General features: G+C 63.3%; 16 protein-coding genes. 7 read left to right on the top strand and 9 right to left on the bottom strand.

The window, feature by feature from the left end:
- The first annotated feature begins 19 nt into the window (after positions 1 to 19).
- The 3 genes from ACS3WA_RS13175 (at position 20) to ACS3WA_RS13185 (ending at position 1,035) form a co-directional block, all read left to right on the top strand.
- Positions 20 to 292: a hypothetical protein gene (locus ACS3WA_RS13175; protein ID WP_438278972.1), complete on the top strand. Its 273-nt coding sequence runs from the start codon at positions 20 to 22 to the stop codon at positions 290 to 292.
- Between the two features lie 98 nt (positions 293 to 390).
- Positions 391 to 582 carry a hypothetical protein gene (locus ACS3WA_RS13180; RefSeq protein ID WP_438278973.1) on the top strand — a complete coding sequence of 64 codons (192 nt, stop codon included), beginning with the start codon at positions 391 to 393 and terminating at the stop codon, positions 580 to 582.
- An 18-nt stretch (positions 583 to 600) separates the two neighbouring features.
- Positions 601 to 1,035 carry an HIT family protein gene (locus ACS3WA_RS13185; RefSeq protein WP_438278974.1) on the top strand — a complete coding sequence of 145 codons (435 nt, stop codon included), beginning with the start codon at positions 601 to 603 and terminating at the stop codon, positions 1,033 to 1,035.
- A 148-nt stretch (positions 1,036 to 1,183) separates the two neighbouring features.
- Here ACS3WA_RS13185 and ACS3WA_RS13190 read toward each other — a convergent pair whose 3' ends face one another.
- The 5 genes from ACS3WA_RS13190 to ACS3WA_RS13210 all read right to left on the bottom strand — a co-directional run bounded on the left by ACS3WA_RS13190 (position 1,184) and on the right by ACS3WA_RS13210 (position 7,124).
- A complete protein-coding gene (locus ACS3WA_RS13190) occupies positions 1,184 to 1,882 on the bottom strand; it encodes an ABC transporter ATP-binding protein (protein ID WP_438278975.1) in 699 nt (232 codons plus the stop codon).
- Positions 1,879 to 3,756 (bottom strand): branched-chain amino acid ABC transporter ATP-binding protein/permease, encoded by a 1,878-nt coding sequence (locus ACS3WA_RS13195; RefSeq protein ID WP_438278976.1) that lies wholly within the window; start codon positions 3,754 to 3,756, stop codon positions 1,879 to 1,881. Before ACS3WA_RS13195 ends, ACS3WA_RS13190 begins: the two co-directional genes overlap by 4 nt.
- Before the next feature lie 5 nt (positions 3,757 to 3,761).
- Positions 3,762 to 4,637, bottom strand: coding sequence for a branched-chain amino acid ABC transporter permease (locus ACS3WA_RS13200; protein WP_438278977.1), 876 nt, complete (start codon positions 4,635 to 4,637; stop codon positions 3,762 to 3,764).
- A 116-nt stretch (positions 4,638 to 4,753) separates the two neighbouring features.
- Positions 4,754 to 6,109, bottom strand: a complete 1,356-nt coding sequence (locus tag ACS3WA_RS13205; RefSeq protein WP_438278978.1) for an ABC transporter substrate-binding protein — start codon at positions 6,107 to 6,109, stop codon at positions 4,754 to 4,756.
- A 286-nt stretch (positions 6,110 to 6,395) separates the two neighbouring features.
- Positions 6,396 to 7,124 carry a Crp/Fnr family transcriptional regulator gene (locus ACS3WA_RS13210; RefSeq protein WP_438278979.1) on the bottom strand — a complete coding sequence of 243 codons (729 nt, stop codon included), beginning with the start codon at positions 7,122 to 7,124 and terminating at the stop codon, positions 6,396 to 6,398.
- Positions 7,125 to 7,241: 117 nt separating this feature from the next.
- On the opposite strand from ACS3WA_RS13210, the gene ACS3WA_RS13215 reads away from it, so the two are divergent.
- Positions 7,242 to 7,718: a hypothetical protein gene (locus ACS3WA_RS13215; protein WP_438278980.1), complete on the top strand. Its 477-nt coding sequence runs from the start codon at positions 7,242 to 7,244 to the stop codon at positions 7,716 to 7,718.
- A gap of 12 nt (positions 7,719 to 7,730) precedes the next feature.
- Here ACS3WA_RS13215 and ACS3WA_RS13220 read toward each other — a convergent pair whose 3' ends face one another.
- From ACS3WA_RS13220 to ACS3WA_RS13235, 4 genes are read right to left on the bottom strand one after another with little or no spacing between them, the layout of a single operon-like run.
- Positions 7,731 to 8,990: an adenosylmethionine--8-amino-7-oxononanoate transaminase gene (locus tag ACS3WA_RS13220; protein ID WP_438278981.1), complete on the bottom strand. Its 1,260-nt coding sequence runs from the start codon at positions 8,988 to 8,990 to the stop codon at positions 7,731 to 7,733.
- Complete coding sequence (gene bioD, locus ACS3WA_RS13225) at positions 8,990 to 9,628, bottom strand: dethiobiotin synthase (RefSeq protein WP_438278982.1); 639 nt, start codon at positions 9,626 to 9,628, stop codon at positions 8,990 to 8,992. Before bioD ends, ACS3WA_RS13220 begins: the two co-directional genes overlap by 1 nt.
- Positions 9,625 to 10,755, bottom strand: a complete 1,131-nt coding sequence (locus tag ACS3WA_RS13230; protein ID WP_438278983.1) for an 8-amino-7-oxononanoate synthase — start codon at positions 10,753 to 10,755, stop codon at positions 9,625 to 9,627. The genes bioD and ACS3WA_RS13230 overlap by 4 nt, the downstream gene beginning before the upstream one ends.
- Positions 10,756 to 10,802: 47 nt before the next feature.
- Complete coding sequence (locus ACS3WA_RS13235) at positions 10,803 to 11,096, bottom strand: Dabb family protein (RefSeq protein ID WP_438278984.1); 294 nt, start codon at positions 11,094 to 11,096, stop codon at positions 10,803 to 10,805.
- 252 nt (positions 11,097 to 11,348) lie between these two features.
- On the opposite strand from ACS3WA_RS13235, the gene ACS3WA_RS13240 reads away from it, so the two are divergent.
- The 3 genes from ACS3WA_RS13240 to ACS3WA_RS13250 are packed head-to-tail and all read left to right on the top strand — an operon-like array spanning position 11,349 to position 14,857.
- Positions 11,349 to 12,293, top strand: coding sequence for an NUDIX hydrolase (locus ACS3WA_RS13240; protein WP_438278985.1), 945 nt, complete (start codon positions 11,349 to 11,351; stop codon positions 12,291 to 12,293).
- Between the two features lie 51 nt (positions 12,294 to 12,344).
- Positions 12,345 to 13,328: a quinolinate synthase NadA gene (gene nadA, locus ACS3WA_RS13245; RefSeq protein WP_438278986.1), complete on the top strand. Its 984-nt coding sequence runs from the start codon at positions 12,345 to 12,347 to the stop codon at positions 13,326 to 13,328.
- Complete coding sequence (locus ACS3WA_RS13250) at positions 13,325 to 14,857, top strand: L-aspartate oxidase (protein WP_438278987.1); 1,533 nt, start codon at positions 13,325 to 13,327, stop codon at positions 14,855 to 14,857. Before nadA ends, ACS3WA_RS13250 begins: the two co-directional genes overlap by 4 nt.
- Positions 14,858 to 14,865 lie beyond the last annotated feature (8 nt).

Here is a 14,865-nt window from a genome sequence, read left to right on the forward strand (position 1 = left end):
AACACAGGAGATCGGCCCGATGATAACGTTCAGGATACTCGCAGCGGCCGCGGCGGCATCGATGGCCCTCTCGGTGCCCGCGCTGGCGCGGTCTCATCACCACCGGCACCATTATCACCATGGTTATGACCGACATCACTCCACCGAGACCGATATCTACCTTCACAACTACGGGCCCGCGATCACGCCTGACCAGCCCTTCGTCTATTACGACGGACCGGCGGCCGTGCGCTGCAAGCAGAGCGCCGCCTCCTATCGGGGACAGGATGGCCGGAGACATCCCTGCGACTGACGGCGCTGGCCACCCGAACCCCCATGTATGACACGTGGCGCGATTGCGAACCTCCACGTAGAATAGCCGCAATGACGGAAAGGCCGCGAGACGCATAGATGGACAAGCCGAACAAGGGATACGACTACAAGCGCTATCGGGATCTGCTGGCCGAGGCGACGGACGAATCGAAGCGGCGGGCGTTCATTGACCTGCTGATCGAGGAAGGCGCGCGGGACCAGCTCACGCGCGAACGGATCAGCCAGCTAGGCCTGACCACGAAGCCGGAGCGGTCCCGCGGCGGGGAGTAGCGTCGCGAAACGGAGAGGATGGTGGAAGTGCCGGTCTACGACGATCAGAATATTTTCGCGAAAATCCTGCGCGGCGAGATACCGTGCTTCAAGGTCTACGAAAACGCGCGCACATTCGCCTTTCTCGACATCATGCCGCGCGTGCCGGGCCACACTCTGGTGATCCCGAAGGCCCCTGCCCGCGGAATCCTCGACATTTCACCGGACGATTTCGCCGAAGTCGCGCGAACCGCGAAGACCATCGCGATCGCCGCCATGAAGGCCTTCGATGCGGACGGCATCATCGTCCAGCAGTTCAGCGAAGCCGCCAGCGGACAGGTGGTGTTTCATCTGCATATGCACGTCATGCCGATGAAGTCGGGCGTCCAATTGCTGCCGCCCCAGAGCCGGAAAGAGGACGTCAAGGTGTTGGAGGATCACGCGGCCCGGCTGATCGCTGCGCTCGGCGGCTGACGCAACTAGCTTCCCGATCCTGCCGCCTCGGAGCGGTTCATATTTGCACGGAATCCGCTGTTCGGCGATTTCAGTATCGAGAGTCCGTACGCCCTCACCCCAACCCTCTCCCCACGGGAGAAGCATTTCCATCAAAATTGAAAATGCCCTACACGCCGAGATAGCGTTGCAGGATGTCGGGCTGCGCCTTGAGCTCGCGGGCCGGCCCCTCATGCACGATATGGCCGTTGTTGATGATATAGATGCGCTGGGCGAGCGCGAGCGTCGCCGCAAGGTTCTGCTCCACCAGCACGATGGTCTGGCCGGCGGCGGCCAGGTCGCGGCAGGCTTTCATCAGATCTTTCACGATCACCGGCGCGAGCCCCTCGAACGGCTCGTCGAGCAGGACGATCTTGGGGTCGCGGATCAGCGCGCGCGCAATCGCCAGCATCTGCTGCTCACCGCCGGACAACTCGTTGCCACGGTTATTCCGCCGCTCCTTCAGCCGCGGGAACATCTCGTAGATGCGACCGAGCGGCCAGCGTTTGGAGGCCGTCAGTCCCGCGAGCACGATGTTTTCCTCGACGCTGAGGCTGCCGAAGATACGGCGCTCCTCATGTACGAGCTGCATTCCGGCCTGCGCGATCTTGTGGCTCTTGCGGCCCGCGACATCTGTGCCGTCGAAGATCACGCTGCCGCTGCGCGGCGTGATCACGCCCATCAGGCTCTTCAGCGTGGTGCTCTTGCCGGCGCCGTTGCGCCCCAGCAGCGCCACGACCTCGTTGCGCTCGACACGCATCGAGACGTCGAAGAGGATATGGGAATCCCCGTAATAGCTGTTCAGACCCTTGACCTCGAGCAGGCTCATGCGTCGAGCACTCCGTGCACGCCCCCGAGATAGGCTTCCTGGACCACGGCGTTGTTCTTGATCTCGTCCGGCGTTCCCTCGACCAGCACCCGGCCTTCCTGCAGCACCGTGACGCGCTCGACGAGTTCGAACAAGGAATCCATGTCGTGGTCGATGATGATCATGGTACGGCCCTTGCTGATAGACTTCAGCAATTTGACCGTTTCCACGCGCTCGCGCGGGCTCATGCCGGCGAGCGGCTCGTCGAGCAGCAGCAGGCTCGGCGAGGTCGCCAGCGCCAGCCCGATTTCCAGCCTTCGCTTTTCGCCGTAGGCAAGCTCGGACACCGGCGTGTCCGGCCGCGAGGTCAGATTGACGAGTTCCAGCGTGCGCTCGACCTGCTCCGACAAACCCGGAATGCTTTGAAGGCTGCGGAACATGTCGAGGCGGAACTTGCCGCGCAGTTCCGAGAGCGCCGCGATGGTCAGGTTCTCGCGCACGGTCAATCCCGAAAACAACTGATTGACCTGATAGCTCTTGGTCAGGCCGAGTTGGCAGACGTCGGTGACGTTCATGCCGGTGATATCGAGCCCCTCGAACACGATCTTGCCCGATGTCGGCTTGACCTCGCAGGTCAGCATCTTGAAAAACGTCGACTTGCCGGCACCGTTGGGGCCGATGATGCCGCGCAGTTCGCCATGGTTGACGGTGAAATCGATATCGCTATTGGCCAGGAGACCGCCGTAACGCTTGGTCAGCCCGGTCGCCTGCAGGATCGGACCGGCATAACCGTCGCCCGCTCGATTCAGCGGGGCCATCGGCGGCGGATCCGGCTGCTTTGCGACGGTAGCCTCCGCAATCGCTTGTTCTTCCTCGGCGGTCAAAGCCTTCGCTGACGTTGCAGCCGGTTCCCGATGACCGCGCTTACCGAAGGCAAAGTGGTAAAGATCGACGAGGCCGCCGATGATGCCTCGCCGCAGGAAGCAGACGAGCAACACGAACACGGCGCCGAGCACCAGTTTCCACGCAGCCCCAAGACCAAGAGCCGACTGCAGGAAATCCTGCAGAAACAGCCAGACCGCAGCGCCGACCAGCGGGCCGAACAGCGTTCCGGGACCACCGATCGCGGTCTGCATGATAAGTTGACCGGACGTCTCGAACATGAACGCGTCCGGCGGCATGAACGCCTGCATCACGCCGAGCAGCCCGCCGGCAAAACCGGCATAGGCGGCGGCGATGACGAACGCGGTCAGCTTATATCCGTGAATATTGTGGCCGACCGCGGTGGCGCGCAGCGGATTGTCGCGGATCGCGGAGAAGATCGCGCCGACCGGCGAGCGCACGATCCGCAGCGCAATCACCACCCCGACGAAATAACACGCCGCCAGAAACTGGTAGAGCGACCAGCCGGTGGTGAAATGGAGCGTGGTGAAGCCGAGATTGAAGCTCGGTGTCGGAACGCCGGGCAATCCGTTCTCGCCGCCGGTCCATTCCGCCAACGGATTGAACTCGACGAAGTAGAAGACTTCCGCGATCGCCACCGTGATCATGGCGAAATAGATACCGGTCCTGCGCAGCGCGATCAGGCCGATGAAATAGCCGGTCACGGCAGCCGCGATCATGCCGATCACCAGCGCAAGAAAGACATTCGGGAATCCGGCCCGGGTCAGCAGGTAGGCCGCCACGAAGCCGCCGGTGCCGTAGAATGCCGACTGCCCGAACGACAGCAGGCCGGTAAACCCGAACAGGATGTCGAAGCCGAGGCCGAACAGGCCCCAAACCAGGATGCGGTTCACCGTGTTGGGCGCGAAGCCGAGATGCGGCAGCACGAACGGCGCGGCGATCAGTCCGATCGCCGTCAGGATTTCAATCAGAAAACGACGTTGCTTCAACATCGCGGTCAATCGCGTCCTTGGGCGCCGAGCAGGCCATGGGGGCGCAACACCAGCACGAGCGTCATGGCGACAAACAGCATGACGTAGGCATAACCGGGATTGATCATCGAGGTGATGCTGATGATCTCGCCGGCGATCAGCCCGCCCAGAATGGCGCCTGGAAACGATCCGACGCCGCCAATCACCACCACCACGAATGTCTGGACCAGGATGTCGTCGCCGATGCCGGGCGTCAGCGACACCACCGGCGCATTGATGATGCCGGCGAAGCCAGCCGCCATCGCGCCGATCCCGAACACGATCATGAACACCCGGTAGACGTTGATCCCGAGCGAATCCACCATGACGGAATCTTCAATGCCGGCCCGCACGATCATACCCAGCCGCGTGCGATAGAGCACGATGAACAGGGCGGCCAGCGCGACGGCGACGATGCCGACGACCGCCAGGCGATAGGTCGGATAGAACATGAATCCGAGCGAGGTGATGCCCTGGAGCAGCGGCGGCGGGGGCACGACCAGCGACTGGCTTGAAAAAATGAACCGGACGATTTCGACGAAACAGATACCGAGACCGAACGTCACCAGAAGCTGATCCTCATGGGGTCGGTTATAGAAATGCCGGATGATCACCCGCTCCATCACGATACCGAGGATCATGACGAAGAGCGACCCTCCGATAACGGCGACAATAAACGAGTCGGTATAGGTGTACGCGACATAACCGGCATAGCCGCCGAGCATGAACATGGCGCCGTGCGCGAGGTTCAGCACGCCGAGCGTCCCGTAGATGATGGTCAGACCCGAACTGATCAGCGCCAGCAAGGCGCCGAGCGCCAGCCCGTTGAAAAGTTGCGAGACGAAATTTGGCCAGTTGATCATGCGGCGCTGTCGCCAAAAACGGTTGGAAAGGAACTATTCACGGAGACGCATCAGGGATGCGAAACCGGCGCCGCGGGCGGTGCGTGACCATCCGCGGCGCCGTCGTCTGTCTTCGATCAGGTGTAGTCGCCGAGCTTGCAGCCGAAGGCGTCCGGCTTCTGGATGATGCCCTCGCCCGGGACGATCTCGACGATGTCGTAGTAGTCTTCCTTGTTCTTCATCGCCTTGGGATCCTTGCCCTTGACGATGATGACGGGGCGAACGCACTGATGGTCTTCCGCCCGGTAGTGGACGTCGCCGAGAAGGGAGGGAATGGTTTCGCCCTTCTCCCAGGTCTTGATGACATCAGGCGGATAGAAGGTGCCGGCCTCCTCGACCATGCGCGCCCAGTGCGCGAAGCTGACATAGGCGTTTTCCGCGCCCCACTCCGGATTGTAGCCGTATTTCTTGTTAAACGATTCGTTGAACATCTTGGCCAGCGGATACTTGTCCTCGACCGTCCACCAATAGTCGGTCGCGGCATAGACGCCGGCCATCAGACCGCCGCCGACTTCGCGCGCCAGGAACGGCACCTGGTAGGGAACCACGAGCTTCATCTTGTCGAGCACACCGAACTGCTTGGCCTGCTGGATCGACAGCACGGCATCATGGCCCCAGTTGACGTTGATCAGAAGGTCCGCGCCCGAGTTGGCGACGTTGAGCAGGTAGGACGAATAGTCCGGCGCACCAAGCGGCGAGACCTGGTTGGTCACGGTGGTCCAGCCGGCATCCTTGGTCATGTCCTGCATCGACTTGGTCACGGTGTGACCGTAGGTGTAGTCCGGCGTCATGTAGGCGACTTTTTTATTCTTGCCGAACTGCTTGATCAGCACCGGCGCGATGGCGGCGGCCGCCGTCTGGCCGTAGAAGCCCTGCCGGAATCCGTAGCGCACGCAATCCTTGCCGGTGGTGTCGTTGGAGCCGGAGATCCCGGCGACGTAGAGCACGTGCTCGCGCTGCGCCAGCTTGTTGAGAGCGACGGCAACCGCGCTCGAGGTCGAGCCGGTCATCAGCACAACCTTGTTCTCGGTGATGAAGCGCTGCTCCGCCTGCACGGCTTCGTTCGGCTTGGCGCCGGAATCGGCGACCACCAGCTTCACTTCCTTGCCGAGCACGCCCTTCTTGGTTTTCGGCGACAGCTTCTTCATCAACTCGTGGCCGGAATTGAGATGCTCGACCGCGAGCTCCCAGCCCTTGAGTTCGTCCTCACCCTGCACGGCGTAGGTGCCGGTGCGCGGCACCGCAACGCCGATGGACACCGACGAACCGGACGAGCCCGCCGGCCAGGTGCCGATCGGCGGCTTGTCATCGGCGAAGGCCGGCACAATCAGTCCGCCCGGCAGCATCACGCCGCCGATCAGGGCCGCGCCGCCCTGCAACAGGGAGCGGCGCGATACCGCCGCATTCAATTCCTGCTCAAAATTCTTCTTCATCGGGCATGCTCCTCCCAAAAATGTTGTGTGCAGGCTCAACTCATCGCCGAATCTGACAGACAAGCTCGCGCGCTCGTTAACCGGCGCCGACCAGGGTACCGTCACTACAAGTCCCCTTCGTCACATGTCTGTCAATGTCACTTTCGTCGAAGAGAATGGCATTTCCTCCGGAAAATCAGACGTCTGCCGGTGCGGCCAAACCTTCTTCGAGTCACAACCGTCGAAGCCGGCGGCAAGGTCCGCAGACCATGCGGCGCCAGGCCGGCGCAACAACATCCTCGATTGTTCAGGGGAGTGGCGTGATGTCGCTTCCGCTCTCGTCCTCGGCAATCCGCATCAGCTCCGAGAGACTTTCGACCGCAATGCGCCGGTCGAGCGTCTTCAGCCAGCCCGCTCTTTCCCAGGCGCTCAGGATGCGGCTCGCGGAATAAAGCGTCGTTCCGGCGATATCGGCGACATCCCTTCGCCGAAGCGGAAAGCGGATGACGATGCCTCGGGACGTCATGGTGCCGACCTGGCGCAGCAGTCGCAATAACGCATGAGCCACGCGCCGCTCGGCGCGCTGGGTGGCAAGTTCGCGAACCCGGTGCTGCGCCTCCTGAAGCCGCTGGCCAACGATGCGGACGGCGTTGATGGCGATCTGGGGATGGTTGTTCATCAGATCGAGCAAGGCTCTGTCGCTCCAGCTGACCTCGGTTGCCTCCGTCAACGTATCGGCATCGGCCGGATAGCGTCGATCCGTGAACAGGGAGATCGCGCCGAAAATATCGCCGGGGCCGATAAAGCGCACGACGATCTGTGCTCCGTCGCTGCCGGATTGGGAAATCCTGATCCAGCCATTGAGGAGAACATGCGCGCGCACGCGCGTTTCGCCCTGGTTGAACACACGAAAATCGCGGGCAAAGGAACGCGTCGTGGCGGAGGCGAGGACGTCGTCCAGCGCTGCCGTCGGCAAACCTCGAAACAGCTCGAGGTTTGAAAGAGTCTGACGAGACAAAGGGGGAGCCTTGCTCATCCGTGGGAGAGTAATCCCGGCTTGCCGAAAATCATAGTGAATTGCGTTTGCGCAATCCCATCGATTGGCGCTGCCCTATACTTGGAAATACAAACAGCCAAGGCATGCAGGTGCTTCATGGAAGATATCGTCGTCGCGCGTGCGCTCCATGTCCTTGCCGTGATCGTCTGGATCGGCGGCGTCTCGATGGCGACGACGGTGGCGCTGCCGGCGATCCGGCGCGGCGACCTCGGGCAGAACCGGCTGAAGGCGTTCGAAGCGATCGAGCGCCGTTTCATCTGGCAAGCCCGCACCTCAGTCATCATCGTTGGCCTGAGCGGTTTCTACATGACGTGGAAGCTCGATCTTTGGGATCGGTTCAGGATGCTGTCGTTCTGGTGGATGGACGCCATGGTGGGACTTTGGCTGTTGTTCGCCTTCGTGCTCTTCATCGGCGAGCCCTTCATCTTGCATCGTTACTTCCATCGGTTCGCAACCGAGCGGCCGGAAGCCGCTTTTGCAAGGCTGCACCGGGCGCACTGGATCCTGCTCGGGCTCAGTCTGGTGACCGTCTTCGGCGCGGTGGCGGGAAGCCACGGATGGTCGATCTTCTGATCGCGACAACGCCTAACTGATCCCGTCGACGATCTCGCCGATCGCGTCAAAGACGCGCTTAAGCTCCTGCGGCGTGCTGCAGTAGGGCGGCATCAGGTAGATCGTGTTGCCGAGCGGCCGGACCAGCAGTCCCCGGCGAAGAAAATCGTCGTAAAGGCGCGGCCCGATCCCGGCCAGATAGCCGGCATCGTCCGTGACGACATCAAGCGCGGCGATGCTTCCGATCTGACGGACGTTGGCGAAGCGCCGATCCCCGCGAAAGCGATCGAGACCGCGTGTATGCGCGTGCGCGACGGTCGCAATACGCTCCATCACCGGTTCGTCTTGCCAGATCTCCAGGTTCGCGCAAGCAGCCGCGCAGGCGATCGGGTTCGCTGTGTAGGAACTTGAGTGGAAGAAGGTCTTGCTGCGATCCGTTGAATAATGCGCATCGAAAATGGCCGCACGGCACAGCGTCACCGCCAGTGGCAATGAACCCCCGGTGAGGCCCTTGGAGTAGCAGGCGATATCGGGCGTCACGTTGGCCTGTTCGCAGGCGAACCGCGTTCCCGTGCGGCCCCACCCGGTCATCACCTCGTCGGCGATCAACAAGACGCCATGGGCCTCGCAGATCCGTTTCATTTCCGTGAGCACCCAGGGCGGATAGATCAGCATGCCGCCGGCGCCGAGGATCAACGGTTCGACGATCAACGCCGCGACGCCGGCGTTTCGGCACGCGGCCGTGATCGCATCCAGCGTCGCCTGTTCGCGGCCCGCCGCGGGAAAGGGAATGCGCTCCACGTCGAACAGCAGCGGGTCATACGGCGCGTTGAAAACACCTCGCTCGCCGACCGACATGCCGCCAATGGTGTCGCCGTGATAGGCGCCTTCCAGAGCCAGGATGCGGCAGCGTTTCTCGCCCTGATTCCGCCAGAAGCCGAGCGCCATCTTTAGCGCGACTTCGACCGAGGTCGAGCCGCTGTCGGAAAAGAAGACGTGGTCGAGCCTCGGCGGTGTCATGGCGACAAGCAGGCGCGCAAGTCGTTCAGCCGGTTCGTGGGTGAAACCGGCGAAGATCACCTGATCGAGACGCTCGGCCTGATCCTTGATCGCCCGCACGATCCGAGGATGACGATGGCCGTGCGTCACCACCCACCACGACGAAATCGCATCGAAGATGCGCTGGCCGTCGGCGGTCTCGAGCCATGCGCCCTCGCCCCTTGCGATCGCTATCGCGTCGGGCTGCACTGCATGCTGGGTGAACGGGTGCCAGACCGGAGATGCCGGCGTCATCAGGCCGGCTCCTTCATAAAATCGTCGATGTCGAACGCGCCGGCAAAAGCCTCGCGCAGCGTATCGCTGGTCAATGGCACAACGCGCGGCAGCCGGCCGAGACGTCGCACCTTGCCCATCTCGACAATGATCCGTTCGGATTCGATGTTCTCTTCACCGATGAAAGCGATGCCGAGCATCGCGACACCTCGCGCGCGCAGCGCCTCGATCGACAGCAGGCTGTGGTTGATGGTGCCGAGCGTGGTGCGGGCGCAGAGCACCACCGGGACGCGCCAGCGCGTCATCAGATCGAGATAGGTGACGTCGCGCGTCAGGGGTACCAGCAAACCGCCGGCGCCTTCGACGACCAGCGGACGGTCTTTCTCCGGAATCTTGAGGTTCTGGTGGTCGATCGTTACGCTGTCAATCTCGGCAGCGAAGTGCGGCGACGCCGGCGTCCGCAGTCGATACGCCTCACGCAGCACGCGATCGGCGGAAAGCCCCGACAATTTCATCACGGTTTGCGAGTCGGTTTCCTCGTCCAGCCCCGCCTGAATCGGCTTCCAGTAAAATCCGTCCAGCGCCCCGGCAAGCGCCGCCGAGAAAACAGTCTTGCCGATGCCGGTATCCGTACCCGTGACAATGATGCGCGTACTCACGCAGCCGCTCGCAGGTCTTCCGCCAAGGCAGCGAACAGATTCGTGACGATCGCCTCATCGACGTGGAGCGTCAGCGCAATGCGCAGCCGCGCGGTGCCTTCAGGAACGGTCGGCGGGCGGATCGCCCGAACATCGAAACCCCTGCGCTGCAATGACGCCGCCAGCGCGACCGCAGCCGGATCGGAGCCGACGATCACCGGGAGGATCTGCGAGCCGGACGGTTCGATCTTGCAACGACGGCGCAACTCGTTTCCCGCAAACCCCACCAAGGAGGCGAGGCGCCCCCGACGCTCGGGATTGTCGCGGGAGATCGCGAGCGCCGCCCGCGTCACGGCGGCGGTCAGGGGCGACGGCGCGGTGGCAAAAATGAACGGGCGCGCACGATTGACCAGAAAGTCCCGGAGGATCTTCGGCGCGAGAATGAAGCCTCCGGACGTGCCGAGCGCCTTGCCGCAAGTGTGCAGCGTGATGACGTTGTGGCGTCCTTCGAACGGCGCGGCAAGTCCCCGCCCCTGCGGACCCAGCACACCGGTTGCGTGCGCCTCGTCGATCACGACCATCGCATCGTGGCGATCGGCGACGGCAAACAGCTCAGCAAGGTTCGGACTGTCGCCGTCCATGCTGTAGAGACTTTCGACCGCCAACCATGGCCGGCCCTTGCCGCCATCCGCACGCCATTTCGAGATCGCGGCGTCAAACGCGTCGATATCGTTATGCGCGACGCCGACCGCTTCGGCGCGACCGCGGCGAACGCCTTCATGGACGCTGGCATGGATCAACTCGTCATGCACGACGAGATCGCCACGCTGCGGCAACGTCGAGAAGATCGCGAAGTTGGCGACATAGCCGGCGCCGAAATAGAGCGCCGATTCGGCGCCGAAATAGGCCGCCGCTTCGCGCTCCAGCGCCTCGTGTTCAGGATGATTGCCGCGCAACAGCCGCGACCCGCCGGCCCCGACCGGCACTCCGCGCCCCAGCGCATCGACAGCGGCCTGTCGCAGCTCCGCGGAGTCAGCCAAACCAAGATAGTCGTTGGAGGCGAAATCGATGCCCGAGCGACCGCGCAGCGAACGCAGACGGCCGCGATCCGCGAGCGCCTTCAGATCCGCGGTATAGATCTCGTGCATCACGACGTCTCCCGGCCGGCCCCGAAGCACCGAGCCCGTGCTGCGAGCTACTCCGACTTGACGTCGTAGTCCGCGGCGAACCGCAAGTCCCGAAGCGGCCGCACCCGCTTTGTCGATTCATGGTACAGATCATGCGCCTTGTACGCGGCAAGTTCCGCCTCGCTGTCGAACTCGCCGTAAACGACGACATCGATATCGTTTCCGAGCTGGTCGGTCTTCCGGTTGCGGGTGACCTCGAGCCGGCGCGCGTGCGGGATCGCCATGAGAAGCGACAGACCGTCGATCATCTTGTCGATGTCGCACTTGTCTTTCGCGGTGAACAAAACGATGTGACGTATCATGGCTGGCCGCAAAATAGAGGATGATCCTGACCGCATGACTATCTCGCCGTCACCTCCAACGCAACGCCGACGACGCGGCGCGATATCTCCGCCCGGGGGTTCACAGGCCAGGAACGTCCGGTTGAATATTGCGCCGAATACTGCCCATATGAGACACGAGTCTCTTCCGATGTCCGCAACCCGATATACCCCGACCTCGGCGCCCGACCTTCAATGACTGATCCGCTCGGCAATATCCGACCCAGGACGCACATGCGTTCGGCGCCTCCTGCATCCAAACAGGGAATCGCAGCGGACCTGATTGCGCTATTGGTGGCCGTCAATTCCGGCGACCCACGCGTCCTGACGATCCAGGATCAGCATGCGCTGCCGTCGGGTCCGTTCGAACTGGCGCATCGGTCGCTGCAATCGGGGCTGCGCGCCTGGGTCGAGCGCCAGACGCGGCTGCCGCTGGGTTACGTCGAGCAGCTCTACACCTTCGCGGATCGGGATCGCATCGGGGCCGCCGACCAGCGCGTCATCTCGATCAGTTACCTCGGTCTTACCCGCGAGCAGGCCGAGTCTGGCCAATATGGGGCAAGCTGGAAAAGCTGGTACGACTATTTTCCCTGGGAGGATCATCGCCTCGGCGCTCCGCCCATGGAGAAGACGCTGCGCGCCGGCCTTGCCGCCTGGACCGCAGCGGCGCCTGACCGGGCGGCGCGGAGTGATCGCCGGCAACGAGCGGCGATGCTGTTCGGTTTCGACGGCCACGTCTGGAACGAAGAACTGGTCCTGCAACGTTACGAGTTGCTCTACGAGGCGCGACTGATCCCGGAAGCCCTGCGAGGCGATCATTCGTCCGCTCCGGCGGCCGACACCATGCCGGGCGATCCCATGATCCTGGACCACCGCCGGATCCTGGCGACCGGGATCGCGCGACTCCGGGCCAAGATCAAATATCGCCCGGTGGTGTTCGAGCTGATGCCGGACACGTTCACGCTGCTCCAATTGCAACGCTGCGTTGAGGCGCTGGCTGGAAAACTCGTGCATAAACCGAACTTTCGTCGCTTGATCGAGCAGCAGGAGCTTGTCGAGGACACCGGCGAGACGAGCCAGGAGACCGGAGGACGGCCGGCAAAGCTTTTCCGTTTCCGCCGCGCGGTGCTGGCGGAGCGCGCGATCGCTGGGACGAAATTACCCATCTCCGGGTCTTGACAAGGCTTATACTCAACATCAGTATAATAGATGCTTGAGGGGAGTGTAGTCATGTCGGCAATCCTGGAACTGCGACCGTCGACCCGGATCTACCCCAGAGTGCGGCACGCGATCCCCGAGATCGAATGGCCGACATTCGCCGACGACGTCGATGCGATCATCGAACTGAAGAAACGTCGCAACGCCGTCATCCTTGCGCACAACTACCAGACGCCCGAGATCTTTCACGGCGTCTCCGATATCGTCGGCGACAGTCTCGCGCTGGCCCGCGAGGCGACGCAGGTGGAAGCCGACGTGATCGTGCTCGCCGGCGTGCACTTCATGGCCGAAACCGCCAAGCTGCTCAATCCCTCGAAGACGGTCCTGATCCCGGACCTGGGCGCCGGCTGCTCGCTGGCGGATTCGATCACGCCCGAAGACGTGCGGCTGTTGCGGCAGACCTATCCCGGCGTTCCGATCGTCACTTATGTCAACACGTCGGCGGCGGTGAAGGCGGAGTCCGACATCTGCTGCACGTCGGGCAATGCGAAAGCCGTCGTCGAGTCGCTCGGCGTCGAGCGCGTCATCATGCTGCCCGACGAATATCTGGCGAAGAACATCGCCGCTCAAACGCATGTCAAGATCATCGCGTGGACCGGACATTGCGAAGTCCACGAGCGTTTCAGCGCCGAAGAGGTGCGGCAGCTCCGGGAAAACCATCCCGGCGTCGTGGTGTTGGCGCATCCGGAATGCCCGCCGGAAGTCGTGGCGGAAGCCGACTTCGCCGGATCGACCGCGGCGATGGCCTCCTATGTCGCCACCCGGCGGCCGCCCAGAGTCGTGTTGCTGACGGAATGCTCGATGAGCGACAACATCGCGACCGAGCATCCTGGCCTTGAGTTCATCCGTCCCTGCAACCTGTGTCCACACATGAAACGGATCACGCTCGGCAATATCCGCCATGCGCTGGAAACGATGCGGCACGAAGTCACGATCGAGCCGGAGATCGCCGCTCGCGCACGCCTTGCTGTCGAGCGCATGCTGGCGGTCAGATGACGGCGCTTCATGACACCAACGGCGCCGCCGTCGTCATCGGCGGCGGCCTCGCCGGCCTGATGACGGCGCTTGAGCTGGCGCCGCAACCGGTGCTGCTTCTGAGCAGCGCACCATTGGGACTCGAGACATCGAGCATCCTCGCGCAAGGCGGCATCGCCGCCAGCATCGGGCCTGACGACGACGCATCGCTGCATCTGGCGGATACGCTTGCCGCCGGCGACGGCCTTTGCGACGAAGCTGTCGCCGCGGCAATTCTCGCCGCCGCACCGGCTGCGATCGACCGGCTGCTGCAACTCGGCGTACTTTTCGATCGCGACGCCGACGGCAACCTCGCGCTCGGCCTCGAAGCGGCTCATTCGCGCCGCCGGATCGTCCATGCGGGAGGCGACGCGAGCGGACGCGATATCATGCGCACCCTCGCCCGCCGGGTCTACGAGACACCCTCGATCACCGTATGCGAAGGTACCCTCGCGCAGCGACTGATCGTCGAGGACAATACGATAAAAGGGGTTGTTTGCCAGACCGAGCGCGATCCCGTCGTTTTTTTCACCGACCGCGTCGTCATCGCCACCGGAGGCATCGGCGGGTTATTCCTTCATAGCACCAATCCGGCAGGATCTTGCGGACAAGGTCTGGCGCTCGCCGCGCGAGCCGGCGCGACCATGGCCGATCTCGAATTCATCCAGTTTCATCCGACCGCGCTCGACACCGGCTCGTTCCCGCTGAAACTCATCAGCGAGGCCGTGCGTGGCGAGGGAGCGATCCTCGTTGACGAGCAAGGCGATCGCTTCATGGCGGATACGCCCGGCGCCGAGCTCGCGCCTCGCGACGTCGTCGCGCGCGCCGTGTGGCGGCATATGGCAGGGGGTCACCGTGTCTTTCTCGATGCGCGCAACCTGCCAGGGATCGACTTCGGCAGGCGTTTCCCGGCGATCACCTCGTTCTGCCGCGAGGCGGGAATCGATCCGGCAACGCAGCCGATCCCGGTGCGTCCGGCCGCGCATTATCACATGGGTGGAATTTCCGTCGACAGACGCGGAAGGACGTCAGTCGACGGTCTCTGGGCATGCGGCGAAGTCGCCTGCACGGGGCTTCACGGCGCGAACCGGCTGGCAAGCAATTCGCTGCTCGAGGCGGTGGTGTGCGGCGGCTTCGTCGCGCAGGACATCGCTGGCATCCCCTCCGTGAAGCGACGAACCATCGAGGCATCAGCAGGATGCATCGGCAGCAGCGATCCAACCTTGATCCGGCCGATCCTGTCGCGCGCCGCCGGGGTGCTGCGCGACGGCAACGGATTGCGCGCAGCCGCGCGCGCATTGTCGCCGCTTGCAGCCTCGCAACAGGCCGCAAGCGATCCCGCCATTGTCGCCTTGATGATCGTGACCGCGGCGCTTCGCCGTGAGGAAACCCGCGGCGCGCATGCGCGCACCGACTTTCCCGACCGGGCAGTCCGCGCGACGCGGACGACGCTGCGCCTGCGCGAGGCGCTCGACGCCGCACAAGACTACATCGCCGACCCCGTCAGCTAAGGAACACG

It is taken from the genome of Nitrobacter sp. (assembly GCF_051535235.1).
Taxonomy (GTDB): domain Bacteria; phylum Pseudomonadota; class Alphaproteobacteria; order Rhizobiales; family Xanthobacteraceae; genus Nitrobacter.